Source organism: Rhizobium sp. SRI_017 (genome assembly GCF_057586295.1).
The window spans coordinates 189102-216048 of the sequence record NZ_JBYCZP010000006.1 but is presented as its reverse complement, the minus strand read 5'-3'; the positions used below and the strand labels follow the sequence as shown (position 1 = coordinate 216048).

The following is a 26947-nucleotide window of genomic DNA, read 5'->3' as shown; positions in this document are numbered from 1 at the left end:
ATGTCCATTCTCATCAACAAAGACACCAAGATCCTCGTCCAGGGTCTGACCGGCAATACCGGCACCTTCCACACCGAACAGGCACTGGCCTACCATGGCACCAAGATGGTCGGCGGCACGCATCCCAAGAAGGGCGGCGAAACCTGGGAAGGCAAGGGCGGCGAGAAGCTGCCGATCTTCGCTTCCGTCGCCGAAGGCAAGGAAAAGACCGGCGCCAACGCCTCCGTGATCTACGTGCCGCCGGCAGGTGCCGCGGCCGCGATCATCGAAGCCATTGACGCCGAAATCCCGCTCATCGTCTGCATCACCGAAGGCATTCCGGTGCAGGACATGGTCAAGGTCAAGGCCCGCCTCGACCGCTCCACGTCCCGCCTCATCGGCCCGAACTGCCCGGGCGTTCTGACGCCGGACGAGTGCAAGATCGGCATCATGCCGGGCAACATCTTCAAGAAGGGCTCGGTCGGGGTTCTCTCGCGCTCGGGAACACTTACATATGAAGCGGTGTTCCAGACCACCAACGAGGGCCTCGGCCAGACCACGGCCGTCGGCATCGGCGGCGACCCGGTCAAGGGTACCGAATTCATCGACGTCTTGGAAATGTTCCTCGCCGACGACGAAACCAAGTCGATCATCATGATCGGCGAAATCGGCGGCTCGGCTGAGGAAGATGCAGCCCAGTTCCTCAAGGACGAAGCCAAGAAGGGCCGGAAGAAGCCGATGGTCGGCTTCATCGCTGGCCGCACCGCCCCTCCCGGCCGCACCATGGGCCATGCCGGCGCCGTGATTTCGGGCGGCAAGGGTGGCGCTGAAGACAAGATCGCGGCCATGGAATCTGCCGGCATCCGGGTATCGCCCTCGCCGGCGCGCCTCGGAAAAACCTTGGTCGAAGTGCTCAAGGGATAAATCAAGGGTGGGCGGCTTCGGCCGCCCTCGCTTTCAGCGGACATCGGGTCCGCGAGTATGAGATCAGGAGGCGGAGCAGCGCTCCGCAATGGAAAAGATGGCAGTCGAAAGCGCCAACCAGCAGTTTACCGCGACATCCTTTCTCGATGGCGCAAACGCCCCGTATATCGAGCAGCTCTATGCCCGTTACCAGGATGACCCCAACGCGGTCACCGCGGAATGGCGACAGTTCTTCGCAGCCCTCGCGGACGCGCCTGCCGATGTGACCAAGGCCGCCAAGGGCGCCTCCTGGCAGAAGAAGAACTGGCCGGTGCCTGTCAATGGCGAACTGGTCAATGCGCTGGATGGCGACTGGCCGGCGGTCGAAAAGGCCGTTGCGAAGAAGTTGGAGGCCAAAGCCGCTTCGGTTGCCGTGGACACGCCTGCCAAGGCGATGTCGCCGCAGGAAATCGAGCGCGCCGCGCGCGACTCCGTCCGCGCCATCATGATGATTCGTGCCTACCGCATGCGCGGCCATCTTCATGCAAAGCTCGATCCCCTCGGCATCGCCGCCCCGGTTGACGATTACAACGAACTTTCGCCGGCGAATTATGGCTTTACCGAAGCCGATCTCGATCGCAAGATCTTCATCGACAACGTGCTCGGCCTCGAATATGCGACCGTCCGCGAGATGGTCGACCTTCTCGAGCGTACCTATTGCTCGACGATGGGCGTCGAGTTCATGCATATTTCCGATCCCGATCAGAAGAGCTGGATCCAGGAGCGTATCGAAGGCCCCGACAAGGGGGCGGACTTCACGCCCGTTGGCAAGAAGGCGATCCTATCCAAGCTCATCGAGGCCGAGGGCTTCGAGCAGTTCATCGACGTCAAGTACAAGGGCACCAAGCGCTTTGGCCTCGACGGAGGCGAATCGCTGGTGCCGGCGCTTGAGCAGATCATCAAGCGCGGCGGCCAGATGGGCCTCAAGGAAATCGTGCTCGGCATGGCCCATCGTGGCCGTCTCAATGTCCTCACCAACGTGATGCAGAAGCCGCATCGCGCCGTCTTCCACGAGTTCAAGGGTGGTTCCTACGCGCCTGACGACGTCGAAGGCTCGGGCGACGTCAAGTATCACCTGGGCGCCTCCTCGGACCGCGAGTTCGACGGCAACAAGGTGCATCTGTCGCTGACCGCCAACCCTTCGCATCTCGAAATCGTCGACCCCGTCGTGATGGGCAAGGCCCGTGCCAAGCAGGACCAGATCGCCGTCGAATGGGAAGACGACATCATCCCGCTGCGTGAGCGGGTCAAGGTTCTGCCGCTGCTTCTTCATGGCGACGCGGCCTTTGCCGGCCAGGGCGTCATCGCCGAAATCTTGGGCTTGTCGGGCCTGCGCGGCCATCGTGTGGCCGGCACGATGCATGTCATCATCAACAACCAGATCGGTTTCACCACCAACCCGGCTTTCTCGCGCTCGTCGCCCTATCCGTCCGACGTCGCCAAGATGATCGAGGCGCCGATCTTCCACGTCAACGGCGACGACCCGGAAGCCGTCGTCTACGCGGCCAAGATCGCCACCGAATTCCGGATGAAGTTCTACAAGCCGGTCGTGCTCGACATGTTCTGTTATCGCCGCTTCGGCCATAATGAAGGCGACGAGCCCAGCTTCACCCAGCCGAAGATGTACAAGGTCATCCGCTCGCACAAGTCGGTCGCGACGGTCTATGCCGAGCGGCTGATATCAGAAGGCCTGATGAGCCAGGGTGATTTCGAGAAGATGAAGGCCGACTGGCGCGCCCATCTCGAAGCCGAATTCGAAGCCGGCCAGGCCTATAAGCCCAACAAGGCCGACTGGCTTGATGGTGTCTGGTCGGGCCTGAAGATCGCCGACAATGCCGACGAGCAGCGCCGCGGCAAGACGGCCGTGCCGATGAAGGTGCTCAAGGAAATCGGCAAGAAGCTCTCGGAGATCCCGCAGGGCTTCAACGCCCACAAGACCATCCAGCGCTTCATGGAAAACCGGGCGCAGATGATTCAGTCCGGCGAGGGCATCGACTGGGCGATGGCGGAGGCACTCGCCTTCGGCGCGCTTTGCCTCGATGGCCACAAGATCCGCCTCTCCGGCCAGGATTGCGAGCGCGGTACGTTCTCGTCCCGCCATTCGGTGCTCTACGACCAGGAGACCGAAGCCCGCTATATCCCGCTCGCCAACCTCGCGCCGACCCAGGCGCGCTTCGAGGTCATCAATTCGATGCTCTCGGAAGAGGCTGTGCTGGGCTTCGAATATGGCTATTCGCTGGCCCGGCCGAATGCGCTTACCCTCTGGGAAGCCCAGTTCGGCGACTTCGCCAACGGTGCCCAGGTCGTGTTCGACCAGTTCATCTCCTCGGGAGAACGCAAGTGGCTGCGCATGTCGGGCCTCGTCTGCCTGCTCCCGCATGGCTATGAAGGTCAGGGCCCCGAGCATTCCTCGGCCCGCCTCGAGCGCTTCCTTCAGCTCTGCGCCGAAGACAATATGCAGGTCGCCAATTGCACGACTCCGGCTAACTATTTCCACATCCTGCGCCGGCAGATGAAGCGCGACTTCCGCAAGCCGCTGGTGCTGATGACGCCGAAATCGCTGCTCCGCCATAAGCGGGCGGTCTCGCAGCTGTCGGAAATGGCGGGTGAAAGCTCGTTCCACCGCCTGCTCTGGGACGACGCCGAAGTTATCAAGGACGGCCCGATCAAGCTGCAGAAGGATGCGAAAATCCGCCGTGTCGTAATGTGCACCGGCAAGGTCTATTTCGACCTTCTGGAAGAGCGCGAGAAGCGCGGCATCGACGACATCTACCTTTTGCGCGTCGAACAGCTCTACCCGTTCCCAGCCAAGGCGCTGATCAACGAGCTCTCGCGCTTCCGTCATGCCGAAATGGTATGGTGCCAGGAAGAGCCCAAGAATATGGGCGGCTGGGCCTTCATCGACCCTTATCTCGAATGGGTGCTGGCGCATATCGACGCCAAATATCAGCGGGTCCGCTATACCGGCCGTCCGGCCGCCGCATCGCCGGCAACGGGCCTGATGTCCAAGCATCTCGCACAGCTCGCGGCCTTCCTCGAGGACGCGCTGGGCAGCTAAGGATCAGGTGAATGGGCTATTTCCTCCTCAAACTCGCGTCGCCCCGTCCGACCTTCCCCTTCGACATCACGGATGTGGAGCAGAAGGCGATGGGTGAGCATGTCGAATACTGGCGCAAGCTGACAGCTGACGGGCACGCCGTGGCTGTCGGCCCCGTCTTCGATCCGAAAGGCCCCTGGGGGCTTGCGATCGTCGAGACCGAGAACGAGGCGGAGGCCGAGGCATTCACTGCCGCTGATCCTATCATCAATGCCGCGCTCGGTTTCCGCTACGAGGTGGCGCCCATGCCCCAGATCATCCTGCGCGAATCCAAAGACTGATCCGACATCCTTCCGCAGATATCAGCAATTCAACATTCAGGACTTCAGACAATGGCTACCGAAATCCGCGTCCCGACACTCGGCGAATCCGTCAGCGAAGCCACGGTTGGCACCTGGTTCAAGAAGGTCGGCGATGCCGTCAAGGCCGACGAGATCCTCTGTGAGCTCGAAACCGACAAGGTGACGGTCGAAGTGCCGGCGCCGGCGACTGGTGTACTCTCCGAGATCGTTGCCAAGGACGGCGAGACGGTCGCCCCGGGCGGCCTGCTCGGCCAGATCGCGGAAGGCGCCGTCGCCGATGCCGCACCGGCTGCTGCTCCCGCCGAGCCCGCCAAGGCTGAAGCGGCGCCAGCAGCACCGCCCGCTCCGGTGGCCCCGGCCGCTGTGCCCGCAACGTCCATGCCACCCGCCCCTTCCGCCGCCAAACTGATGGCGGACAGCAATGTCGCCGCTGCCGACGTCGAAGGCTCCGGAAAGCGTGGCCAGGTGCTGAAGGAAGACGTGCTCGCCGCGATCGCCAAGGGGCCGTCCGCTCCCGCCGCTGCTCCGGCAGCGCCCGCCGCACCGCGCGCAGTCTCTGCGCCGACCGATCAGGCCCGCGAAGAGCGCGTGAAGATGACGCGGCTCCGCCAGACCATCGCCAAGCGCCTCAAGGATGCCCAGAATGCGGCCGCCATGCTGACCACCTATAACGAGGTGGACATGTCTGCGGTCATGGACCTGCGCAACAAATACAAGGAACTGTTCGAGAAGAAGCATGGCGTCAAGCTCGGCTTCATGGGCTTCTTCACCAAGGCCGTGACGCATGCGCTCAAGGAAATCCCGGCCGTCAATGCCGAGATCGACGGCACCGATATCATCTACAAGAACTATGCCCATATCGGCGTCGCCGTCGGCACCGACAAGGGACTTGTCGTCCCGATCGTCCGCGATGCCGACCAGATGTCGATCGCCGAGATCGAGAAGGATATCGGCCGGCTCGGCAAGGCGGCGCGCGATGGCGCGCTTTCCATGGCCGACATGCAGGGCGGCACCTTCACCATCTCGAACGGTGGCGTCTATGGCTCGCTGATGTCCTCGCCGATCCTCAACGCGCCGCAGTCGGGCATCCTCGGCATGCACAAGATCCAGGAACGTCCCGTCGTCGTGGCAGGCCAGATCGTGATCCGCCCGATGATGTATCTCGCGCTCAGCTATGATCACCGCATCGTCGATGGCAAGGAAGCCGTGACCTTCCTCGTCCGCGTCAAGGAGAGCCTGGAAGATCCGGAACGCCTGGTTCTGGACCTCTAAGCCGGATTTCAGGTCGAGCAGATGGCGGCAGGCTTGCTTTCATTTCCAGTGCTTGCCGCCCTGAGCGTGGTGCTTTTGATCGTCCACGTCCTGCTGCAATCCTCCCTCGCGGTCCGCGAGACCGGCAAGGAATGGAATGCAGGCCCCCGCGATATCGAGGTGACGCCAAAAAGTGCGCTTGCCGGCCGGGCAAAGCGTGCCTCGGCCAATTTCCGCGAAACCTATCCCGGTTTCGTGGTACTGGTTCTGGCGCTCGCGATCGGCGGCGATGTCTGGCATCTTGGTCTAACAGGCGCTCTCGTCTGGTTCGCGGCCCGTATCGTCTATATCCCGCTTTATCTCCGCGGGGTGTATTATGTCAGGTCCTTCGTCTGGGTGGTGGCGATGGCGGGGCTTGCGCTGATGTTTGCCGGCGTGGTGCTTTCAGCGGCGCGATGAGGGGACAACAATGATGAACCTGCCGGCACGCATCCTGAGCATCGCTCTCCCGCTCCTCGGTCAGACACTACCGGCATTGGCATCGGATATGGCGACCAATCCCGGCGGCGTCGCGAAACTCGTCTCGATGAGTGATTCCGCACTCGATGCCAACAAGATCAAGAAAATCCTGCTCGGCGATGTGGTCCTGACATCGGGGCACATCGTTGCGACCGACCTTCTCGTACAGCCCAAGCGCATCCCCTTTCTCGTCACGGTTCCGCCAGGACGCTATCCCGTGACACTCTTTGAAGCGGAGGGGCGCATCGCCGCCGCGACCATGCGCTTCGCCGGGGGGGACCCGGTTCGCTGGCAGCTCGCCGTCGTCGAAGGCCAGGACATCAAGACGCTGAAGCCGAACGAATATTTCGGCTATGGCGTCGATACCGGCCTCGGCTGCTACATGGACAGGGAAACCGCTGCACTCATCGACGAGCGCGATGCCAAGGTGCAAGCAGAGACGGGCGGCCGGTATATCAGCTATTATGATGACGTTCTCAGCGACGAACTGGCGGCCAATGGCGACGACTATCTCCTGCATCAGCCGATCGCAGACAAGCCAGGCAATGTCGCGATATTCTCCTCCGGCTGGGGCGATGGCTTCTATCCGGTTTATTGGGGCCTGAACGCCGAAGGCACACCGATCGTGATCCTGACCGATTTCCAGGTGATCTCGACGCTTGTGGAAGCCAAGGAGGGCGAGAAGTGAGATCATTTCCCGCTCTGCTGTTCGCCCTCGCCTTGCCATCCCTCGCGCTTGCGGCCGAATGCAAGCAGGAAAAGGCCATCTATGCCGATCGCGACGGCGCCTATGAACTCAAATTCGAAGCCGTCGATTCCGAAGCCGCATCCTCGTCCTACCGCTTCACCATCGCCGTCAAGAACACCAGCGTGACGCTCGACGGCTTCGTCATGGGATCGGAGCCTGTCAATCGTCCGAATGGTATTCTCTTCCACAACTGCCCGGAAGGCGACACGACCGGCGAGGAAATCCAGAAATGCACGGTCTGGCAGGGCGTGATCTATTCCGCCGGATCAGGCAAGGTCGACCTTCTGCCGATAACGGGGTCGCCCGCCGCGTCCGAAATCCTGCTGCCCGGCTTCGCGCTCGGCCTTGTCGATTCTACCGCCTGGGGCACCGGCAAGGCCACGGTCGTCCCCTGGGACGTGCTCACCTTCAAGGGATGCCAGTCATGAGCGGCCCGACCGGCAAGGTGCTCCTGGTCACGGGCGGCAGCCGCGGCATCGGCGCCAGCATTTGCCGCAAGGCAGCCGCCGCCGGCTGGAGCGTGATGATCAATTACGTCGCCAATGACGAGGCGGCCATGGCTCTCGCCGACGATATCCGCCAGGCCGGAGGCAGCGCCAAGATCTTCAAGGGCAATGCCGGCACCGAAGAGGGCATCGCCTCGATCTTCTCCGCCGTCGACGACATGTTCGGCCGGCTCGATGGCTTCGTCAACAATGCCGGCGTCGTCGATTTCCCGCAACGGGTCGAGGATTTTTCCTGGGCGCGGCTGGAACGCATGTTCGCCATTAACGCCATCGGCGCCATCTACGCCGCAGGCGAGGCCGTCAAGCGCATGTCCACCATCCATGGCGGCCAAGGTGGGGCGATCGTCAATGTCTCCTCCGCTGCGGCTCAGCTCGGCGCCCCGAACCAGTATGTCGACTATGCCGCCAGCAAGGCCGCAATCGATACGCTGACGGTCGGTCTCGCCAAGGAAGTTGCGTCCGAAGGCATCCGGGTCAATGGCGTCCGTCCCGGCATTATCGACACCGATATCCATGCCTCGGGCGGCCTGCCCAACCGGGCGAGCGAATCCGCCGAGATCATTCCGATGCGCCGCGCCGGCCGCGCCGACGAGGTCGCCGACGCCGTGCTCTATCTGCTTTCCGACCAGGCTTCCTATATTACAGGGGCCATCTTGAATGTGAGCGGCGGCCGCTGACCGCCTATTGAGGGACTGACCATGTCTTATGATGTCATCGTTATTGGAACCGGCCCCGGCGGCTATGTCGGCGCGATCAAGGCGGCGCAGCTCGGCCTAAAGGTGGCTGTGGTCGAAAAGCGCGCCACCCCCGGCGGCACCTGCCTCAACATCGGCTGCATCCCATCCAAGGCGCTGCTCCACGCGTCCGAAGTCTATGCCCATGCCAGCCATGGCATGGAGAGCCTCGGCATCGAGCTCCAGGGCGTCAGCCTCAACCTCGAAAAGATGCTGGCCCACAAGGACGCGACCGTGAAGTCGAATGTCGACGGCGTCGCCTTCCTGTTCAAGAAGAACAAGATCGACTGGCTGCATGGCACGGGCAAGATCCTGGCCCCCGGCAAGGTCGCGGTAACCTCGGAAACCGGCGAAATCCAGGAGATCGAGGGCAGGAACATCGTCATCGCCACCGGCTCCGACGTTGCGGGCATCCCCGGCGTCCCGGTCGAGATCGACGAGAAGGTGATCATTTCCTCGACGGGTGGCATTGCACTCGACAAGGTGCCGCAGCATCTCGTCGTGGTCGGCGGTGGCGTCATCGGCCTTGAGCTAGGCTCGGTCTGGGGCCGCCTCGGCGCCAAGGTCACTGTTGTGGAATTCCTCGACCAGATCCTCGGCGGTATGGATGGCGAGGTTTCCAAGCAATTCCAGCGCATGCTCGGCAAGCAAGGCTTTGAATTCAAGCTCGGCGCCAAGGTGACCAATGTCGAACGCACGGAAGCCGGCGCCAGGGTGACCTACGAGCCGGTCAAGGGCGGCGAGCCGCAGTCGATCGACGCCGACGTCGTGTTGATCGCCACTGGCCGCAAACCCTATACCGAAGGTCTCGGTCTGGAGAATGCCGGCGTTGTGCTCGATAACAGAGGCCGCGTCGAGATCGACGGCCACTATCGCACCAATGTCGCAGGTATCTATGCGATCGGCGACGTGGTGAAGGGCCCGATGCTGGCGCACAAGGCCGAAGACGAGGGTGTCGCGGTGGCCGAGATCATCGCCGGGCAGCATGGCCATGTGAATTACGACGCGATTCCCGGCGTGGTCTATACCCAGCCGGAGGTCGCCTCCGTCGGCAAGACCGAGGAAGAACTCAAGAAATCAGGCGTGACCTACAAGGTCGGCAAGTTTCCCTTCATGGCCAATGGCCGAGCGCGGGCGATGGAAGCCACGGATGGTTTCGTCAAGGTGCTCGCCGACGCCACGACCGACCGGGTGCTCGGCGTCCATATCGTCGGCTTCGGCGCCGGCGAAATGATTCACGAGGCAACGGTGCTGATGGAATTCGGCGGCTCCGCCGAAGATCTCGGCCGCACCACGCATGCCCACCCGACCATGTCGGAAGCCGTCAAGGAAGCGGCCCTCGGCGCCTGGTTCAAGCCGATCCACACCTGAGCTGACAAGCGTCAACTGCAGGATTAAATCTTAGAAAGATTCTAAAATGCGCCTTGCCTTGCGGGGCGCATTTCTGTTTGATCCATGTCGGAGCGCAATAGTTTCACACCTTAAAGGCAGCCACATGAGACCTCTCATCTACAGCGTGCCCCAGCGGGCGCTTCACTGGATCACCGCCGCGCTCATCCTTTACAGCCTTCTTCTTCCTGGCGAGACCGAACGCGTGGTCGATCTGCTACGCGAAGGCAAGACTCCGACGCCGGAGGAATGGACCTCCGCGAATATCCATATCTATCTCGGCTTTGCCGTGCTGGGACTGACGCTCCTCCGGATAATCCTTCGCGTCGTGCAAGGCGCGCCGGCGGCGCCCGCTTCGGAGCCCCCTCTGCTGCGGCGGCTCGCCGCTGCGACGCACGGAGCGCTCTATGTCCTGCTCATCGCCATGCCCGCCGCGGGCATCGCCAAGTTCTATTTCGGCGTGGGCATCGCAGGCTTCATCCATGGCGGACCGATGAAACTCGCACTCTGGATCCTGATCGGCCTGCATGTCGCAGGCGCGCTGGTGCACAAGTTCTACTGGAAGACCGACGTGCTTGAGCGCATGACCAGCGGTCGGATCAAGTCCACCGGCTGATATCGCCGTGGCGGGCATAGAGTCGCAGCTTGCGATGGATATCTTGGTCGCTCGATAGCGGGATGATAGCCTCGCTCCTATCGATGAGGAACGAGGTCATGTCGAAAACGCGCGCAGTGCCGGTCCGATTGCCAGATCCCGCGCTGCCCGGCGCAGACTGGGCCGACGCCTTCGAGATCGGGCTGCCGGAAAGCAACGTTTCGGCGATCGATGCCGCCCGGCGGGCCCTCGGCAGCATGCCGGGTTGGGTGCGACGGCTGATGGCCGTGCGCAATGCACTGGCGCGGCTCGTTGGCCTCAAGGCCGGTCCCGACGGCGGGGTCGGTCCAGGCCAGAAAATCGGTATCTTCCCGATTCTCGCGGAGGATCCGAAACGGGTGGTGCTGGGACTTGATGACTGGCATCTCGACTTCCGGCTCGTCGTCGAGGTTGAGCATGACAAAGGCGAAGGCACTCTGCTTCGAGCGACCACGCTCGTGCACCGCAAAAGCTTGTTCGGCCGTCTCTATATCGGCCTTGTTGCCCCGTTCCACCGGGTGATCGTGCCCACCGCGCTTCGCAGCGCCCTTTGAGCGCTACTTTACCGCGGTGACCGTATAGCCCTTCTTGCGCAGCAACTCGACCAGCCCCTCATCGCCGATCAGATGCAATGCGCCGACCGCCATGAAGACATTTCCGCGGGCCAGGATCGGCTCGCCGCGATCGGCCATGTGATGATTGCGGGTGGTGATCAGCTTTTCCTCGAACAGCGCCATGTCCTGGAAGTCGCTGGCGTCCAGCTCCGGCGCGAAATAGGTCCCGGCTGGGAAGACAAGGCCGATCTCGCCCTGGAGATAGAGCTGCAGCGTCGTCTCCATCATGTCAGCGGTATACTGCGGATATTTCACCGAGCCGACGAGCGATTTCACGTGAAACGACATCGGCAGGCTGGCCACCACTTCCAACTGCTCAGCCAGCGTCTCGACGCCCTTCACTTCCTTGCCGGCGGCCAGGCCCTCCTGGGCGAGCTTCATGTCGAGGAACGGCATGCCCTGCGCCTTGCGGGACAGCTCACAGCTCGGCAGCGCCACCATCGAGGTGAGCAACCAGGGCTTCATCTTGGCGACGGCATTGAACGGCATGCCACGCTTCATCAACCCGTCTTCGAGCAGCTTCTGCTCGTCGGGCTGGAGGTAGTCGGCAATGGTTTCCTTGCCGGCGAAATACATCAGGTCCGGCCGCGCCATCATCTTGGCGGCTGCCTTCTGCTGGTCGAGAATCTCGTCCGATTCCAGCACCACCACTTTGGCGCCATCGAAAGCCGCCTTGGCCTCGTCGGGCAGGTTGGTCACGCGCGGATCTGAAAGATGCATCGTGCCGAGCAGCCAGTTGGGCTCCAGGCCTGCCCTTTCGACCTTCCAGAAGCGGGCGCCGGAGTTCTTGATCTTCTCGCCCTCGGCCCTCAGCTTCGCATAGGCCGCGGGATTGCTGACCTTGAGCCCGGCCACCAGATCCGTGGCACCGCAGGCCGGATCGTCCGCGGCACGGACGGGCGCGGCGAAGACCAGCGTCAGGGCAAGCGCCAGCAGGAGCAGGAAGGGAACCACGAGAAGCGCCGTCTGCAGCCGCTCGGCGATCCTATCCGGCGCGAACCGATCGAAATGGTGCTTCAATCTCAACTGAGCGGCAGACATGGCATTTCCCTAGAATCTGATCGCGTAGGCTAGCGCCAGGCCGCTCACATTCCCTTAACGTCTATGGTTAACCGGCCCGACGGGCCGGACGTGTCAGGCGCGCGGATGCGCGCGCTCGTAGATATCGAGCAGCCGCGCCGCATCGACACCGGTATAGACCTGGGTGGTCGACAGGCTCGCATGACCGAGCAATTCCTGGATGGCCCTGAGATCGCCGCCAGCAGACAGAAGATGCGTGGCGAATGAATGACGCAGCGCATGCGGCGTCGCGGTTTCCGGCAAGCCGAGCGCCGAGCGCATCTTCTGCATCTCGCGCTGGATGATCGCTGGCTGCAGCGGCCCGCCCCGCGCACCGAGAAAGATCGTCTGCTCCGATCCGACACTATGAGGGCAGAGCTTGAGATAGGCCTGCACCGCTTCAAGCGTCGCCGGCAGCAACGGCACGATCCGCGTCTTGCCGCCCTTGCCGGTGACCCGCAGCGTCCTGGCACCCGCCGGGACATCCTTCAATGTCAGTCCCAGCGCTTCGGAAATGCGCAGGCCGGACCCATAGAGCAGGCTGAGCACCGCCGCATTGCGCGCGGCGATCCACGGCTCCTCGGCCAGTTGGCCCTCGTCCGAACTCACCCGAATCGCCTGCGACGCGGTCAGCGGCTTCGGCAGGCTCTTGCCCTGCTTCGGCGAGCGAATGGCGCGGGAACCGGCCGCATTGACCAGCCCCTTCTTCTCGAGATGCCGGAGGAACGACCGCAGCCCGGCAAGCCCGCGCCCCAGCGTCCGGGCGCCCGCGCCGTCCTTGCGGCGGCTCGCGAGAAAGGCACGCAAATCGGCTGGTCGCAAATCCTTGATATCCGAGAGCTTGGCCGGCCCGCCGGCATGGCCCGCAAGAAACAGCAGGAACTGCCGCGTGTCGCGCTCATAGGCATCGACCGTCAGGGCTGACAATCGCCGCTCATGGTTCAGCGCATCGAGCCAGACCTGCCTTTCGGCCAGCAGTTTCTCATCCGCGAAAATTAGGATTTCGTTCATGCCATGCATCCCGTTGGCCCGGAGCATGCGCTGGAATCGTAAACCGGGCGTTAACCAAGCGTCGCCTCGGAGGGGCCAAACCAGCCAATGATGGCACCCATGGCGATGAGCACCAACAGCCAATGTATGCCGTCGATAACGGTCAGGGACCACCGCGATCCCTGATAGCGATGATTGACGACCAGCGGCACCGCGACAAAGCCGAACCAGAGGATGACCGACCAGGTGAGGCTGGATTTCAGGTCGAAATCCTCGGAATAGGTGCCGGCGAAGGTGATATCATCGAGCACCATATACAGCACCATGGCCAGCACGAATTCGGCGACGAAGGAGATGATGAAAGGCGAATAACGCATCTTCATCGCCGCAGGATCGAGCTCTGCCGCCCGCATCCAGGCCTTGCCCAGCACCATGTAATAGATCGCACCCACGACATAGCCGGCAAGCGTGGCGATGCCGACGGAGAGATAGTTGATCGACGAGAAATCCATGGTGCTTCAGTGCTCTCTTGAATGACAGCACCCCCCTCTGTCCTGCCGGACATCTCCCCTTCAAGGGGGAGAACGGATGGAGCATGCACGCCGGCCATCTCGAACGCGCGTTTGCCAGCACGCAACAGAGGACGAAGTCTGGGGCGGCGCGTCTTGCGGATCTCCCCCTCGAGGGGGAGATGTCCGGCAGGACAGAGGGGGGTAACCAGTGTCCAAACTTCTTTGATCGGATCACTCGAACGAGGTCAAGCAGCCTTGCCCACAAACCGCCACACCGTGGTCTTCTTCACCTCGGCGTCCTCAAGCGCCCGCGTAACCGGCACTTGATAGGTCGTAAGCTCGGTCATGACTTCTTTTGGGCAATAGGACCGGCCCGGATCGCCGACGATGACGGTCTTGCCCTCAGCAACGAGCGACGTGAACCAGGGGATCAGCGCCTCTGCAAAACGCTTGTCATAGAAGACATCGCCAGCCAGAAGCACATCTGCTTCGACCGAATGGCCCAGCTGGTCATCGCTGGTAAAGTCAATCCCAACTTCATTTAGCCGGCTATTGAGCTTCACGGCCATGCCTGTCCACGGATCGATGTCGGCGGCCAGCACCGACGCCGCCCCAGCCTTCATCGCCGCAATTGCCACCAGCCCGGAGCCAGAGGCGAAATCGAGGACAAGTTTGCCGGCGACGACCTCCGGATGATCCAGCACATAACGTGCCAGTCCCTGCCCACCGGCCCAGGCGAAGGCCCAGAAGGGCGGCGGCAGGCCGATTGCCTCGAGCTCTTCCTCGGTCTTCAGCCAGAGCTCATGCGCCTCGTCGGCGAGATGGAGCCGGATCTCCGGCACATGCGGCGGCGCCATCACCGACGTATTGTCGAGAATGAAGCGCTCGGGATCGGTCTTCACGGCGATTTCGGCGGATTGTCCAGGCCGCAGCGCTTGCAGATATGGAAATATTCCTCGTCGGTCACCGGCTGCACCGAGAGTCGGGAATTCTTAACCAGGATCATCTCGGCGAGCTTGGGATCGGCCTTGATCTCGTCGAGATTCATCGGCTTCGGGATATCGACGACGGCGCGGATGTCGACGCATTCCCAGGTCGGGTTGTCGGCCGTCGAATCGGGATGCGCCAGCGCGCAGACCTCGGCAATGCCCACGACCTCCTTGCCCTCGTTCGAATGGTAGAAGAAGCCTTTGTCGCCGATCTTCATCAAACGCATATTGTTGCGGGCGGCATAGTTGCGCACGCCGTCCCACTCCTGCCCCTTCTCGCCTTTCGACTTGAGCTTTTCCCAGGAGAAGGCATCGGGCTCGGACTTGAAGAGCCAATAGGCCATGTCACGCCTCCGGCTTGTTGTATGTCCAGTTCCAGGCCCGGACGTCGACATTGGCGAAGAGTCCGGCCTTGGCATAGGGATCGGCGGCGGAAAGCGCGCGCGCTTCCTCGATCGTCTCGGTCTTGACCACGACGAAGCTGCCATTCGGCTTGCCGTCGGCATCGAGGAACGGGCCGGCCAGCGCCAGCTTGCCCTCGGCATTCAAGCCGTCAAGGAAGGCGATATGGGCTGGGCGAGTATCCAGACGCACTTGCAGTGCGCCGGGCTTGTCCTGGCAGACGAAAGCGAAAAGCATGATCAGTCCTTTCTGAGCAGAATTATTCGGTGGTGATCGGCCGTGACATCAAACTCGCCATCGCGGCGCGGACGTCAAGACGGCCTTCAATGATTTCGGCCACAGCACGGGTGATCGGCATGTCGATGCCGCGTGTTTCGGCGATCCGGTCGGCAATGGCCGCGGCATGCGCGCCTTCGACCAGTTCGCCGGAGGGCAGCGTCGCCCGACCCGTACGGCCGGTCTCGATGCCGAAACGCAGGTTGCGCGACTGATGGCTGGTGGCGGTCAGGACGAGGTCACCAAGTCCTGTCAGGCCGCTCACCGTCTCCGGCGAACCGCCATGTGCCTCGACGAAGCGCGACATCTCGGCGAGCCCGCGGGCGATCAGCGCCGCCCGCGCCGAATCGCCGAGCCCGGCGCCCTCGACGATGCCGCAGGCGATGGCCAGCACGTTCTTCAGCGCGCCGCCGAGTTGCACGCCGGTGCGATCGGTCGACGGATAGAGCCGGTAGGACGGCCCGGAAATTGCCCGGGCGATCCGCTCGGCCTCGGCGAGCTCCGGCGAGGCGACGACCATCGCCGTCGGCAGGCCCTTGGCGATATCGGCGGCAAAACCCGGTCCCGACAGGACTGAGATGGAATGGCCGGGCAGCGCTTCCTCGAGCACATCGGTCAGCAGCCGGCCCGAGGACTTGTCGATGCCCTTGGCACAGGTGACGATCGATTGATGCTGGTGAAGATGCGCGGCGAGGTCGCGCGCGGCGCGCGCCTGTTCCTGGCTCGGCATGACGAAAAGCACAATGTCGGCCGTTTCGAGCACCGTCGTGTCCGACTCGAAGCGAACGGTGGCCGGCAGCGTGATACCGGGCAGGCCCTTGTCGTTGACGCGCGTCGCCCGGAGCGCCTCGACCTGCTCGGGCCGGCGGCAGAGCAACGTCACATCAGCCTTGGCAGACAGGGCCGCAACTGCCGCCAGCGCCGTTCCGAAGGCGCCGGAGCCGACGACGACAATGTTCTCGCGTGTCGGGTTTCCCGCAGCGCTCATGCCTTCGCACCCCGCTTGCCGCTGCCGATCACCGCCGCGGCCTCACTATCGAGCGGCCATCGCGAGCGCGGCGCGATGGTGAGATCATCGGGCTCAAAGCCTTCGGCCATGCGTTCGAGTCCCGCCCAGGCAATCATCGCCGCATTGTCGGTGCAGAGCGCCATCGGCGGCGCGACGAAGCGGAAACGGTTGGCATCACAAATCGACTGCAGCGTCGAACGGACCTCACTGTTAGCAGCAACTCCACCGGCCACGACCAGTGCAGGCTCTACCGCCTCGGGGAAACGCTCCCGGAAACGGGTGAGCCCACGCCCGACACGATCCTTCAGTGTCCGTGACACCGCATTCTGGAACGAGGCGCAGATGTCGGCAATATCCTGATCGGTCACCGGGGCAACCTTTTCGGCTGCCTGCCGCACTGCCGTCTTGAGCCCGGAGAAGGAGAAATCGAGCCGCGCTTCGCCGACCATCGGCCGCGGAAAGGCAAAGCGCTTGGGGTCGCCGCTCTGTGCCGCCCGCTCCACCGCCGGACCACCGGGATAGGGCAGGCCGAGCAGCTTGGCCGTCTTATCGAAGGCCTCGCCGAGCGCATCGTCGATCGTCGTGCCCCAACGCTGATAGTCGCCGACACCTTTGACGAGGATAAGCTGCGTGTGTCCGCCGGAAACCAGCAACAGCAGATAGGGGAAGGCGAGCCCGTCGGTGAGCCGCGCCGTCAGCGCATGTCCTTCGAGATGGTTGATGGCATAGAGCGGCTTGCCGGTCGCCATTGATATCGCCTTGCCGGTCAGCAGACCCACGATGAGCCCGCCGATCAGGCCGGGGCCGGAGGTCGCAGCAATCGCATCGACGTCTTCCAGCCTGGTATCGGAGCGCCTGAGCGCCTCCTCGATCAGCCGGTCGAGCGCCTCGGCATGGGCGCGCGCGGCAATCTCCGGCACCACGCCGCCATAGGCCGCATGGTCTTCAAGCTGCGACAGAACGACATCGGCGAGGATCACGCCGGTGCCGTCCTCGCGCCGTTCGACGATCGCCGCGGCGGTCTCGTCGCAGCTGGTTTCGATGCCGAGGATGCGGGTGGCTGCCAAGCTTGCGCCTATTGTCAGATTGCGGATAGAGCCAAAGATGATTAGGTGGAAGCCGATTACACGAGAGACCGGCGCATATGCAAACAAAAGCTTACCGGATCGGCACGCGCGGAAGCCCGCTGGCGCTGGCCCAAGCGCATGAGACACGCGACCGGCTGATGCTGGCGCATGGCCTGCCCGCGGAAGCTTTCGAAATCGTGGTGCTTTCTACAAAGGGCGATCGCGTCACCGACCGGCCGCTCTCGGAGATCGGTGGCAAAGGGCTGTTTACCGCCGAACTCGAGAACCAGCTTCTCTCCGGCGAACTCGATCTTGCGGTCCATTCCTCGAAGGACATGGCGACGCGTCTGCCCGACGGTCTCGAAATCATGGCTTATCTGCCGCGCGAGGATATCAGGGATGCCTTTGTCAGCCATAAGGCAGCAAGCCTGACCGCGCTGCCTGATGGCGCCATGGTGGGCACTGCTTCGCTCCGCCGCCAGGCGCTGGTGCGCAAGATCCGGCCCGACCTGCAGGTCAAGATTTTTCGCGGCCTTGTCGACACGCGCCTCCGCAAGCTTGCAGAAGGCGACGCCGATGCCACGCTGCTCGCTTTCGCCGGCCTGAAGCGACTCGGCAAGCCGGACGTCGCCACGGAAGTGCTCGACCCCACGATCTTCCCGCCGGCGCCGGCGCAGGGCGCGATCTGCATTGAAGCGCGCTCCGACAATGATGCGATGCGCAAGCTGCTGGAATCGGTCAATCACGCCGACACATTCGCCGCGGTGAGCTGCGAGCGCGCTTTTCTCGAGGTGCTCGATGGCTCATGCCGCACGCCGATCGCAGGATATGCGCTCGTCGAAGGTGACGTCATCCGTTTCTCCGGCATGATCCTCACGCCGGATGGGCAGACACACCATTCCATAGCCAGCGATGGAAATCTGTCGAAGGCAATCGACATTGGCCACAAGGCGGGGCAGGCAGTCCGCGACCGTGCCGGACCCGGCTTTTTCGAAGGCTGGAGCTGAGCGATGCGTGTCCTCATCACCAGGCCCGAAAGCCGTGCCGGAAAGACCGCCGCAAAGCTCGTGGAACTCGGCCATGAGGTCGCGAGGCTGCCGCTCTTCACACCGGTCCATGATCGCGCCGCCGCCGAAGCCGCGATAGCAACGCCGCATGCTTCGATTGCGGTCACATCGGCGGAAGCGGTGCGCGGGCTTGCCGAGCTCGGGCTGGCCTTGGCGCCACATCTCGGCACGAAGGTCTTCGCCGTCGGCAAGGCAACCGCCCATACGGCGCGTGCCGCCGGCTTCCGCAATGTGGAAGTGTCGATCGGCGGAGGGCCGGAACTCGCATCCCTCGTCATCAATTACTATGCCGCGGCCGGACACCCGTCGAAGCCGATCCTCTATCTCGCCGGCGAAAAACGCATGGGCCGCTTCGAAAAGCTTCTGGCGGAGAACGACATCGAATGCGTCGTCGCTGAGACCTATCGCATGGAGCCGATCCCCTATTCCCTGGAAGAGCAGCAAGCGATGCTGGTGGATGTGAAGGCGGATGCGGTGTTCTTCTTTTCACGCGAAGCGGCGAATGCCTTCTTCGCGCTCGACATCTTCCAGCAGAGCCGCGAGGCAATTCGCAAAACGCTCTTCCTCTGCCTCAGCCGCAATATTGCCGAAGCCGTACCGGAAGAACTGCACAACAGCGCTGTCGTGAGCGAGAACCCCGACGAGGACGAGCTCATCGACTTGCTGTGAAACGAAAAATACCTTGCCGCAAGGCGAGGGGCGGCTAAGCTCCTGCCAAGCCGCAAGGCGAAAGAGAGAAAGGCATCCAGATGGAACCGGAAGACCAGAGCCGCAATCCCCGGCCCAAGCCCGACCCCGTCACCATCGATCTCGGGGCGGAAGAGGTGAAGGAAATGCCATCAGCCGATGCCGACGGCACCGAGGACAATGTCACGGCTGACGCGGCGCCCGAGGCGGCAGCGGAAGCGACAGCCTCCGCCGAGTCGAATGCCAAGAGCTATTCCGGCATCCCGAATGCGAGCACCACACCCCGCACCGAGCCTACGGCCGAATCACCCCGCAGTCAGGGCAGCCTCGGCCTGATCGCCGCGAGCCTGCTTGGCGGCGTCATAGCGCTCGGCGGCGCGGCGGGCCTGCAATATTGGGGCGTGCTGCCCTCGCTCGGCACGAACGAGAAGGCCGAGGCCTCGCTCAACCTGATGGCATCGGATATCACTGCACTCAAGACGCAGCTTGCCGAACAGGCCGCTGCAACACCGAAGATCGATCTCTCGCCGGTCGAGACCAAGATCGCTGCGCTCGAGGAAAAGGTCGCCAAGGTGCCGGAGGCGAATGGGCTCTCCGCCGATGCCGATGCGCGTATCATAGCGCTCGCCGAACAGGTGAAGGCAGCGGAAGCCGCGAGCACGACGCTGAAAAGCGAATTGGAGACGGTGCGCGCCGCGCTCGAAATGCGCATCGAGGCGATCGAAAAGAAGCTCGATCAGCCGCGCGATGATGTCGAGGTGGCGATCGCCATCGCCTCTGCCGGCCTCAAGGCCGCGATCGACCGCGGCGGACCTTTCGTGGCCGAACTCTCGACGCTCGAAGGCATCAACCCGGACGATCCCGCGGTCAAGGAACTCAAGACCTTCGCCGCGACGGGGGTTCCCTCGCGCGCCTCGCTGGTTGCCGAGTTCCCCAAGGTCGCCGACACGATCCTTGCTTCCGCCCGATCCGACGATCCGAACCAGAGTCTCACCGATCGGCTGATGTCGAGTGCGCTCTCGGCGATCCAGGTCCGCCCCGTCGGCGAGGTCGAGGGCGAAGGCCCGGAAGCGATCGTCGCCCGAATGGAGGCCCGCATCACCAATGGCGATTTCGCTTCGGCGGCCGCCGAGTGGGACAAGCTTCCAGAACCGGCCAAGAAGGCGTCTGAAACCTACAAGAAATCGCTCGATGCCCGTATCCGGGTGGAGCAACTGGTCGGCACGGCGCTCAACAAGGCGGTCTCCGCCACCAAGACTGACGGTTGAGGGGTATAGAGTTTCATGATTCGTATCGTCGTCTTCTTCCTCCTCATCCTGGCGCTCGGCTTCGGCTTTTCCTGGCTCGCCGACCGGCCGGGCGAGCTCTACATCATCTGGCAGGGCCAGCGCGTCTCGATGACGCTGATGGTCGCGGCCGTGCTGGTCACCATGCTCGTCGTGACCGTCATGCTCGGCTGGTGGCTGGTCCGCACGATCTGGACCTCGCCGCAGTCGATGACGCGCTATTTCCGTGCCCGCAAGCGCGACCGTGGTTACCAGGCGCTGTCGACCGGTCTGATCGCCGTCGGTTCCGGCGACGCCCCGCTGGCGCGCAAGATGCTCGACCGCACCAAGGGCCTGATCTCAAGCGATTCCGAGCCGCTCATCCATCTTCTCGAAGCGCAGGCCAGCCTGATCGAGGGCAAGACAGAGGACGCCCGGAAGAAGTTCGAGGCGATGTCGGAGGATCCCGAGACCAGGGAACTCGGCCTGCGTGGCCTCTATCTCGAGGCGCTCCGCGTCGGCGCCCATGAAGCTGCCCGTCACTATGCCGAAAAGGCGGTCGAGAAGGGCCCGCATCTGCCCTGGGCCGCCGAAGCGACGCTCGAGTACCGCACCCAGGCCGGCCGCTTTGACGACGCGATCCGCCTGCTCGAAGGCCAGCGCGTCCTCGCCGGCATGGACCGCAAGGTGCATGACCGCAAGAAAGCCGTGCTGCTCACCGGCCGGGCGCTGTCAAAGCTTGATGCCGATCCCAAGGGCGCACGCGACGATGCCCAGATGGCGCTGAAGCTGGCGCCCGATCTCGTGCCCGCCGCAACCACGGCCGCGAAAGGCTATGTCCGTGAGGGCAACATCAAGAAGGCACTGTCGATCCTCGAGCAAGTCTTCAAACTGACACCCAATATGGAACTGGTCACCAACCATCTCGCCGCCGGCGGCGCCACCGCTCAAGAAAAGCTCAAGCGCGCCGAACGGCTCGAATCACTGCAGCCTGGAAGTTACGAGGGCGTCTATGCCGTCGCCTGGGCCGCGCTCGACGCCCGCAATTTCCCACTCGCCCGCGCCAAGGCCGAAGCGGCGGCGAAAATCGCCGAGCGCGAGAGCGTCTATATGCTGATGTCCGATATCGAGGATGCCGAGGGCGGCGACCAGGGCCGCATCCGCCACTGGCTCGCCCAGGCACTCCGCGCAACCCGCGATCCGGAATGGGTCGCCGACGGCCAGGTCTCGGCCCACTGGCTGCCGGTCTCGCCGGTGTCGGGCAAACTCGATGCCTTCGAATGGAAACAGGCCTATGGCCCCGCCCAAAGCGCGATCGAAGACTATTCCAACCATGCAGAGGAGGCGTTCCGCAGCCTTCCCGCTCCCGCCAGGGAAGCGGAACCCGAACCAGTGGCAAAGACTTTCGATACGGAGCCGGCTGTCGAGCAGATGGTGGCTACCGCAGAAACGCTTGAGGCTTCGAAGCCGGCGGAGAAGACCAAGCCTGAGCTCGTCGTTGTCGACGAGACCGCGCCAAAGCCGGTCGAGGTGATGTCGCCTGACGCTCCCTTCTTCGGCCGACCGCCTGATGATCCTGGCGTGAAGCCGGTGAAGGCGGTGGCCGGGAAGCAGAGCTTCAAACTGTTCTGAAAACGGGTGGCCTAGCGGCGAGGAAAGTGTGATGTTCGAGAAGCTGAAGACTTTCCTCAATGGCCTCGCCGGCGAAACCCTCAAGGTGGAACCGGACGAGGTGGCCGTGGCGATCGTGGCGCTTGCGCTGCACGTCATCCATGCCGACGGCATTGTCGAGGAGAAGGAGAACCAGGTCCTGGAAACGGAAATCCGGGCCTATTTCAACCTCTCCAAGGGCGAATATGAGGAAATGCTCGCGGCCGCCAAGCGGCAGGAGGAGAGCGCGGTCGATCTTTTCCGCTTTACATCGCGGATCAATCGCGCTCTTGATGAACGTCAAAAGACTGAGTTCATCGGCCTGCTCTGGCAGATCGTCCATGCCGATGACAAGAGAAACGAGCTCGAGGATCACCTGGTATGGCGCATTGCCGAATTGATCGGCGTGTCAGGCCGTGTTCGCATTGAGAAGCGGCAGGACGTGGAACGACAGAGAAAGGGTCTGGATAGTTAGTCGCCATGCTTCAATCGCTCGGAATAGAAAAGCCGGATGACCGGCCGGTTCTGATCGTCCTCCATCAGGAACATTCAACACCCGGCCGGGTCGGCCATATGCTGGAAGCCCGCGGACTTCGCCTCGATGTCCGCCGCCCGGCAATGGGCCAGAAATTGCCCGAGACTCTCGCAAACCATGCTGGCGTCGTCATCTTCGGCGGCCCGATGAGCGCCAATGACACCGACGATTTCGTCAAATACGAGATCGATTGGATCAATGTGCCGCTGACTGAAAATCGTCCCTTCCTCGGCATCTGCCTCGGCGCGCAGATGCTGGTGAAGAATCTCGGTGGCCAGGTTTTCGGCCATCACGAGGGCATGACGGAAATCGGCTGGTATCCGATCGAGCCGACCGAGGAGGGCAGCCAGATCATCGAATGGCCGAAGATGGTCTATCATTTCCATCGCGAAGGCTTCGACCTGCCCAATGGGGCAACCCGGCTCGCCCGCGGCGACATCTATGAGAACCAGGCGATCCGCTATGGCGAGAATGCCTGGGGCATCCAGTTTCATGGCGAGCTGACACGGGCGATGATGCACCGCTGGGTCGTCCGCGGCGCCCACCGCTTCGTCCTGCCGGGCGCCCAGACCGGCGACAAGCATCTCGACGGCCGTTACCTGCATGACGGGCCACTCCGCAACTGGATGTCCGGCATGCTCGACGTGGTCTTCCGCCCGCAGCACGTCAGCGTCTGACTTTCCTGGTAGAAAACCCCTCCCAAACCCTGCCTACAAAGGGGAGGGAGGGGTCCAGTTTAGGCTTTGGCGCCTTCCCGCTCTGGCGCCGCCAGCGTATCGATCTTGCGCAGCTGCGGGAAAATGCCGGCCCAGATCAGCGATACGGCGAGCGCACCGATGCCGCCGACCACCACCGCCGGAACCGCGCCGATGAAATGCGCCATCGTGCCGGCGCGGAACTCGCCGAACTCGTTTGACGCGCCGATGAAGACCGAATTGACCGCGTTCACGCGACCGCGCACGTCGTCGGGTGTCCAGAGCGCAATCAGCGTCTCGCGCACATAGACGGACACCATGTCGCCCGCGCCCATGATCGCAAGCGCCACGATTGACAGCCAGGCCGTCTGCGACAGGCCGAAAACGAGTGTGCCGGCTCCCCAGACCGCGACACCGATGAACATCTTGATTCCGGACGCATGCCGGATCGGGAAGGTCGCGAGATAGAGCGCCATGGCGATGCCGCCGACGCCGGGCGCAGCGCGCAGAAGGCCGAGACCGATCGGACCCAGCACGAGAATATCGGAGGCGAAGATGGGCAAGAGCGCCACCGTACCGCTGAGCAGCACGACGAAAAGATCGAGCGAGATGGCGCCGAGCACCACCTTCTCGGAATTGATGAAGCCGAAGCCCGCCAGGATATAGGACCAGCTGGTCGGCTCGCCGACCTTGCGCTGCGCGGGCTTGGGAATGAGATAGACCAGCATCGCGCCAGCGACCATGAAGACGAGCGCCACCGAATAGGCCACCGTCGGACCGAGCCCAAAGAGCAGGCCGCCTGCCACCGGCCCGACGATCGACGCCGTCTGCCAGGACGAGGCATTCCAGGCGAAGGAATTGGCGAGGTCCTTCTCCGGCACGAGATTCGGCGCGAGCGACTGGGTCGCCGGCCCCATGAAGGCACGCTCGATGCCAAACACGATCAGCACGATGAAGACGGGAATCGGCGCGAAAGCTCCGGTGACGGTGAGCGCCAGCAGGGCGGCAGCGCAGAGCGCGCTGATCGTCAGGCAGATCGCGACGATGGCGCGCCGGTTGTAGCGATCGGTCACGCTGCCGGTCACCAGGATGAGCAGCAGCGACGGCAGGAACTGCACGAGCCCGATCAGGCCGAGATAGAGCGCATTCTTGGTGACGTCATACATCTGCCAGCCGACAGCGACCGAAATGATCTGTGTCGCGAAGGCTGCGAGGAAGCGCGATGCGAAAAAGAGAGAATAGGAACGATGCCGGAAAGCGGCGAAGCGGTCGTCCGCCGAATTGATTTGCATGATTTCGCTCGTGGAAAGTCGTTTTTTCGGCTTCGGCCGTTAATCATAGCGGAGATGGGAGAGACGCCGCTCTTGCCCGATAAAGAGCCAATGATTATCTGTCTGTCAACGCCAGACGGAGACCCGGATGATCCCCCTTCTTAACACGCTGATGTTCGCACTGAATATCTATATCTGGATTTTGATCGCCAACGCGATCTTCTCCTGGCTCTACGCCTTCAACGTCATCAATACGCGCAACCAGTTCGTCAGTATGGTCGGCCGCGCTCTCCATCAGATGACAGAGCCGGTGCTGAGGCCAATCCGCCGATTCATGCCCGATCTCGGCGGCGTCGATATCTCGCCCATCGTGCTGGTCCTGATCATCTATCTGATCCAGCAGATTATCATCTACTATCTCTACCCGCTCGCCGTGTGATTTGGCCAAGGCCAGTTCCTCGCCGGAATCGCGGCTGTCGGTTCGGCTGACGCCGAATGGCGGCCGCGAAGCTATCGATGCCTGGGAATGCAGCGCAGACGGCGGGATATCGATCAAGGCGCGGGTTTCCGCAGCGCCCGAGGGCGGCAAGGCCAACAAGGCGCTTGTCGTTCTGCTTGCCAAGGTGCTCAGGATCCCCAAGACCTCGATCGAAATCGCTTCGGGCGAAACATCACGCACAAAAAACCTCCGGATCGCCGTCGACCCGGAGGTTCTGTTGGAAAAGCTCGCGGCGCTAAAGCTTACTTCGTAGCCTTGTAACGCTCGATTGCCTCGACGATCAGGCGGCGCGCATCGGCAGCGCCCCTCCAACCATCGAGCTTCACCCATTTGCCGGGCTCGAGATCCTTGTAGTGCTCGAAGAAGTGCTCGATCTGCTTTATCGTTATCGAGGGCATGTCGGTATATTCGTGCACCTTCTCATAGCGCAACGTCAGCTTCGGCGACGGCACGGCAATGATCTTCTCGTCCTTGCCGGAATTGTCTTCCATCATGAGCACGCCGATAGGGCGGACATTGATCACGCAGCCGGGGACAAGCGGACGCGTCGAGGCGATCAGCACGTCGATCGGGTCGCCATCCTCGGACAGCGTGTGCGGCACGAAACCGTAATTGCCCGGGTAATGCATCGGCGTATAGAGAAAGCGGTCGACGACCAGCGCACCGGCTTCCTTGTCCATTTCGTACTTGATCGGGTCGCCACCGACGGGCACCTCCACGATCACGTTGACATCTTCCGGCGGGTTGTTGCCGATCTTGATGGCGTCGATACGCATCGGAGTCTCCTTATGATTTGTGCCGGCAATAGAGGGAATCGACGGGTCTGACAACATTGCTGCGCCAGCCACAGAACGATTCTCGACTATTTTCCCAGTCTCCGATAATGAAAGATGAAATCCGGTGGGTGCGACAACGAAAGCCGGTCGAGGTCGGGGGGCCGCCGCATGCTCAAGCATCGCATCTTCTTGTTCGTCCTGATGCTGGCGGCTGCCAGTTCTTCGCCCACTGCCGCTGCCGAAAGCGTATATACCGACTTTCCCTTCGACAACCGCCGCTGCAAGTCGCTTTTGCCAGAAGCAGCTGCCGATGAGCCGGATGGTGGTGGCGTATCGATGGTCTGCCCCGGCTACAAGGGATTCGACGTCTACTACAAGGAGGGCGATAGCCGCGTCAGCGTGCATTACGGCCATCTCGCCGATGAGGTGATCGCCGATGCCTGGGAATCCTTCGGCGCCTTCAACAGCGTCGGCGAAAAGATCGAGTGGCGGCTCGATGCCAGCGGCGTGCCGTTGGCTGCGATCCATCGCTACAATCTGGCAAACTTCAACCCCGAGACCGGCATGGCGGATGAGGCCCTCAAGGGCGAGGTGCTCGTCATTTCCCGAGTCGGCGGCAAGGACGACAAATCCGGATGTTTCGTCGGGCTGGTGGACGCGCGTGCCAACAAGGACGCCAATGAGATCGCCCGCAAGGTAGCCGATACGCTGGCAGCCAAATTCAGTTGCGGCAAGGACATGCCGGAATATCACGGCACACGCGGTCCCAATGCCGGCGATCCCACCATTTCATTCGGCGACGCGCAATAACGCGCCTCCACCATACCCTCCCCTCCTGAGAGGCAACCATCATGATCCGATCCGTCATCGCGTCCTCCCTGGCGATCGTTCTATATGCAGGCCTGCCTGCCGCAGCGGGCGCGGCCGAAAGCGTTTACACCGACATTGTGCTCGGCAAATGCAAGGCGATCGTCGAGCCCAATCCGGACGAGCCCGGGGGCGATTTCATCATCACGCTTTGCCCGGGTCTCAAGGACTACAAGGTTCTCTTCAAGGAAGGCGATCTCAGGCAGAGCCTCCACTACGGCTTTCTGAGCAAGGCGATCGTCGATGACGCGTGGGCGTCCTTCGGACACTTTAACTACATGAACCCCAAGATCGAATGGCGTGTGGACGACACCGGCGTACCCTATGCGGCAATCCAGCGCTTCTTTATCGGTGAGGCGGACAATTTGGGCCAGGTCCTCAGGGTCTCGCGGGTCGGACAGCCGGACGACGAACAAGGTTGCCCCGTCGGCTATGTCGATGCGCTGGCCAACAAGAACGCCAACGATCTCGCGCGTGAAGTCGCCGACACGCTCGCGGCGTCGTTCCAGTGCGGCAAGGACGCAGCCGTGTATCATGGCACACGTGGGCCCAAGGCTGGTGACATTGCTGACTTCACCGGCATGCAATAGCCGTC

At 62.7% G+C, this 26947-nt stretch carries 31 protein-coding genes; 21 read left to right on the top strand and 10 right to left on the bottom strand.

Going from position 1 to position 26947, the window contains the following annotated elements; translation table 11 throughout:
- The 11 genes from sucD (at nucleotide 1) to AC2YI2_RS15830 (ending at nucleotide 10676) form a co-directional block, all read left to right on the top strand.
- Nucleotides 1-903 (top strand): succinate--CoA ligase subunit alpha, encoded by a 903-nt coding sequence (gene sucD, locus AC2YI2_RS15880; protein ID WP_487387455.1) that lies wholly within the window; start codon nucleotides 1-3, stop codon nucleotides 901-903.
- Nucleotides 904-1000: 97 nt separating this feature from the next.
- Entirely contained in the window at nucleotides 1001-4000 is a 3000-nt protein-coding gene (locus tag AC2YI2_RS15875) for a 2-oxoglutarate dehydrogenase E1 component (RefSeq protein WP_487387586.1), read from the top strand.
- A gap of 11 nt (nucleotides 4001-4011) precedes the next feature.
- Entirely contained in the window at nucleotides 4012-4320 is a 309-nt protein-coding gene (locus AC2YI2_RS15870) for a YciI family protein (protein ID WP_487387454.1), read from the top strand.
- A gap of 51 nt (nucleotides 4321-4371) precedes the next feature.
- Nucleotides 4372-5613 carry a 2-oxoglutarate dehydrogenase complex dihydrolipoyllysine-residue succinyltransferase gene (gene odhB / locus AC2YI2_RS15865; RefSeq protein WP_487387453.1) on the top strand — a complete coding sequence of 414 codons (1242 nt, stop codon included), beginning with the start codon at nucleotides 4372-4374 and terminating at the stop codon, nucleotides 5611-5613.
- Nucleotides 5614-5634: 21 nt separating this feature from the next.
- Nucleotides 5635-6051: an MAPEG family protein gene (locus AC2YI2_RS15860; RefSeq protein ID WP_487387452.1), complete on the top strand. Its 417-nt coding sequence runs from the start codon at nucleotides 5635-5637 to the stop codon at nucleotides 6049-6051.
- Nucleotides 6052-6061: 10 nt separating this feature from the next.
- Entirely contained in the window at nucleotides 6062-6799 is a 738-nt protein-coding gene (locus tag AC2YI2_RS15855) for a DUF4241 domain-containing protein (RefSeq protein ID WP_487387451.1), read from the top strand.
- The gene (locus AC2YI2_RS15850) at nucleotides 6796-7287 is read left to right on the top strand and encodes a hypothetical protein (protein WP_487387450.1); all 492 of its coding nucleotides are present in this window, start codon (nucleotides 6796-6798) and stop codon (nucleotides 7285-7287) included. The genes AC2YI2_RS15855 and AC2YI2_RS15850 overlap by 4 nt, the downstream gene beginning before the upstream one ends.
- Nucleotides 7284-8042, top strand: a complete 759-nt coding sequence (locus AC2YI2_RS15845; RefSeq protein ID WP_487387449.1) for an SDR family oxidoreductase — start codon at nucleotides 7284-7286, stop codon at nucleotides 8040-8042. The genes AC2YI2_RS15850 and AC2YI2_RS15845 overlap by 4 nt, the downstream gene beginning before the upstream one ends.
- A gap of 21 nt (nucleotides 8043-8063) precedes the next feature.
- A complete protein-coding gene (gene lpdA / locus AC2YI2_RS15840) occupies nucleotides 8064-9470 on the top strand; it encodes a dihydrolipoyl dehydrogenase (protein WP_487387448.1) in 1407 nt (468 codons plus the stop codon).
- Between the two features lie 124 nt (nucleotides 9471-9594).
- A complete protein-coding gene (locus AC2YI2_RS15835) occupies nucleotides 9595-10104 on the top strand; it encodes a cytochrome b (protein WP_487387447.1) in 510 nt (169 codons plus the stop codon).
- A gap of 98 nt (nucleotides 10105-10202) precedes the next feature.
- Nucleotides 10203-10676, top strand: a complete 474-nt coding sequence (locus tag AC2YI2_RS15830) for a DUF2867 domain-containing protein (protein WP_487387446.1) — start codon at nucleotides 10203-10205, stop codon at nucleotides 10674-10676.
- 3 nt (nucleotides 10677-10679) lie between these two features.
- On the opposite strand, the gene AC2YI2_RS15825 is transcribed toward AC2YI2_RS15830, so the two are convergent.
- From AC2YI2_RS15825 to tsaD, 8 genes are all read right to left on the bottom strand, one after another.
- Nucleotides 10680-11777, bottom strand: a complete 1098-nt coding sequence (locus AC2YI2_RS15825) for a TraB/GumN family protein (protein ID WP_487387445.1) — start codon at nucleotides 11775-11777, stop codon at nucleotides 10680-10682.
- Between the two features lie 93 nt (nucleotides 11778-11870).
- Nucleotides 11871-12806, bottom strand: a complete 936-nt coding sequence (locus tag AC2YI2_RS15820) for a tyrosine recombinase XerC (RefSeq protein WP_487387444.1) — start codon at nucleotides 12804-12806, stop codon at nucleotides 11871-11873.
- 50 nt (nucleotides 12807-12856) lie between these two features.
- Nucleotides 12857-13297 carry a DUF1761 domain-containing protein gene (locus AC2YI2_RS15815; RefSeq protein WP_487387443.1) on the bottom strand — a complete coding sequence of 147 codons (441 nt, stop codon included), beginning with the start codon at nucleotides 13295-13297 and terminating at the stop codon, nucleotides 12857-12859.
- Between the two features lie 245 nt (nucleotides 13298-13542).
- On the bottom strand, nucleotides 13543-14199 hold the full coding sequence (locus AC2YI2_RS15810; protein ID WP_487387442.1) for a class I SAM-dependent methyltransferase: 657 nt from the start codon (nucleotides 14197-14199) through the stop codon (nucleotides 13543-13545).
- Nucleotides 14196-14630 (bottom strand): EVE domain-containing protein, encoded by a 435-nt coding sequence (locus AC2YI2_RS15805; protein WP_487387441.1) that lies wholly within the window; start codon nucleotides 14628-14630, stop codon nucleotides 14196-14198. The genes AC2YI2_RS15810 and AC2YI2_RS15805 overlap by 4 nt, the downstream gene beginning before the upstream one ends.
- Nucleotide 14631: 1 nt before the next feature.
- Nucleotides 14632-14925: a YciI-like protein gene (locus AC2YI2_RS15800; protein ID WP_487387440.1), complete on the bottom strand. Its 294-nt coding sequence runs from the start codon at nucleotides 14923-14925 to the stop codon at nucleotides 14632-14634.
- Between the two features lie 22 nt (nucleotides 14926-14947).
- Entirely contained in the window at nucleotides 14948-15952 is a 1005-nt protein-coding gene (locus AC2YI2_RS15795) for an NAD(P)H-dependent glycerol-3-phosphate dehydrogenase (RefSeq protein ID WP_487387439.1), read from the bottom strand.
- Nucleotides 15949-17040 (bottom strand): tRNA (adenosine(37)-N6)-threonylcarbamoyltransferase complex transferase subunit TsaD, encoded by a 1092-nt coding sequence (gene tsaD / locus AC2YI2_RS15790; RefSeq protein ID WP_487387438.1) that lies wholly within the window; start codon nucleotides 17038-17040, stop codon nucleotides 15949-15951. Before tsaD ends, AC2YI2_RS15795 begins: the two co-directional genes overlap by 4 nt.
- A gap of 77 nt (nucleotides 17041-17117) precedes the next feature.
- Here tsaD and hemC point away from each other — a divergent pair, with 77 nt between their 5' ends.
- From hemC to AC2YI2_RS15760, 6 genes are all read left to right on the top strand, one after another.
- Entirely contained in the window at nucleotides 17118-18047 is a 930-nt protein-coding gene (gene hemC / locus AC2YI2_RS15785; protein ID WP_487387437.1) for a hydroxymethylbilane synthase, read from the top strand.
- A 3-nt stretch (nucleotides 18048-18050) separates the two neighbouring features.
- Entirely contained in the window at nucleotides 18051-18776 is a 726-nt protein-coding gene (locus tag AC2YI2_RS15780) for a uroporphyrinogen-III synthase (RefSeq protein ID WP_487387436.1), read from the top strand.
- An 80-nt stretch (nucleotides 18777-18856) separates the two neighbouring features.
- Nucleotides 18857-20062, top strand: a complete 1206-nt coding sequence (locus AC2YI2_RS15775) for a COG4223 family protein (protein ID WP_487387435.1) — start codon at nucleotides 18857-18859, stop codon at nucleotides 20060-20062.
- 15 nt (nucleotides 20063-20077) lie between these two features.
- Nucleotides 20078-21691, top strand: coding sequence for a heme biosynthesis HemY N-terminal domain-containing protein (locus AC2YI2_RS15770; RefSeq protein WP_487387434.1), 1614 nt, complete (start codon nucleotides 20078-20080; stop codon nucleotides 21689-21691).
- Between the two features lie 31 nt (nucleotides 21692-21722).
- Entirely contained in the window at nucleotides 21723-22184 is a 462-nt protein-coding gene (locus tag AC2YI2_RS15765) for a tellurite resistance TerB family protein (RefSeq protein WP_487387433.1), read from the top strand.
- Nucleotides 22185-22189: 5 nt separating this feature from the next.
- Nucleotides 22190-22921: a glutamine amidotransferase gene (locus AC2YI2_RS15760; protein ID WP_487387432.1), complete on the top strand. Its 732-nt coding sequence runs from the start codon at nucleotides 22190-22192 to the stop codon at nucleotides 22919-22921.
- 59 nt (nucleotides 22922-22980) lie between these two features.
- Here AC2YI2_RS15760 and AC2YI2_RS15755 read toward each other — a convergent pair whose 3' ends face one another.
- Nucleotides 22981-24231 (bottom strand): MFS transporter, encoded by a 1251-nt coding sequence (locus AC2YI2_RS15755; RefSeq protein WP_487387431.1) that lies wholly within the window; start codon nucleotides 24229-24231, stop codon nucleotides 22981-22983.
- 127 nt (nucleotides 24232-24358) lie between these two features.
- Between AC2YI2_RS15755 and AC2YI2_RS15750 the strand changes: the two genes are divergently transcribed.
- Both AC2YI2_RS15750 and AC2YI2_RS15745 read left to right on the top strand, forming a co-directional pair.
- Nucleotides 24359-24649: a YggT family protein gene (locus tag AC2YI2_RS15750; RefSeq protein ID WP_487387430.1), complete on the top strand. Its 291-nt coding sequence runs from the start codon at nucleotides 24359-24361 to the stop codon at nucleotides 24647-24649.
- Nucleotide 24650: 1 nt separating this feature from the next.
- Nucleotides 24651-24962 (top strand): DUF167 family protein, encoded by a 312-nt coding sequence (locus AC2YI2_RS15745; RefSeq protein ID WP_487387429.1) that lies wholly within the window; start codon nucleotides 24651-24653, stop codon nucleotides 24960-24962.
- On the opposite strand, the gene ppa is transcribed toward AC2YI2_RS15745, so the two are convergent.
- On the bottom strand, nucleotides 24952-25485 hold the full coding sequence (gene ppa, locus AC2YI2_RS15740) for an inorganic diphosphatase (protein WP_487387428.1): 534 nt from the start codon (nucleotides 25483-25485) through the stop codon (nucleotides 24952-24954). The two genes, AC2YI2_RS15745 and ppa, sit on opposite strands and share 11 nt — an antisense overlap.
- Before the next feature lie 168 nt (nucleotides 25486-25653).
- Here ppa and AC2YI2_RS15735 point away from each other — a divergent pair, with 168 nt between their 5' ends.
- The gene (locus tag AC2YI2_RS15735) at nucleotides 25654-26295 is read left to right on the top strand and encodes a hypothetical protein (protein ID WP_487387427.1); all 642 of its coding nucleotides are present in this window, start codon (nucleotides 25654-25656) and stop codon (nucleotides 26293-26295) included.
- A 41-nt stretch (nucleotides 26296-26336) separates the two neighbouring features.
- The gene (locus AC2YI2_RS15730) at nucleotides 26337-26942 is read left to right on the top strand and encodes a hypothetical protein (RefSeq protein WP_487387426.1); all 606 of its coding nucleotides are present in this window, start codon (nucleotides 26337-26339) and stop codon (nucleotides 26940-26942) included.
- Nucleotides 26943-26947: the final 5 nt, after the last annotated feature.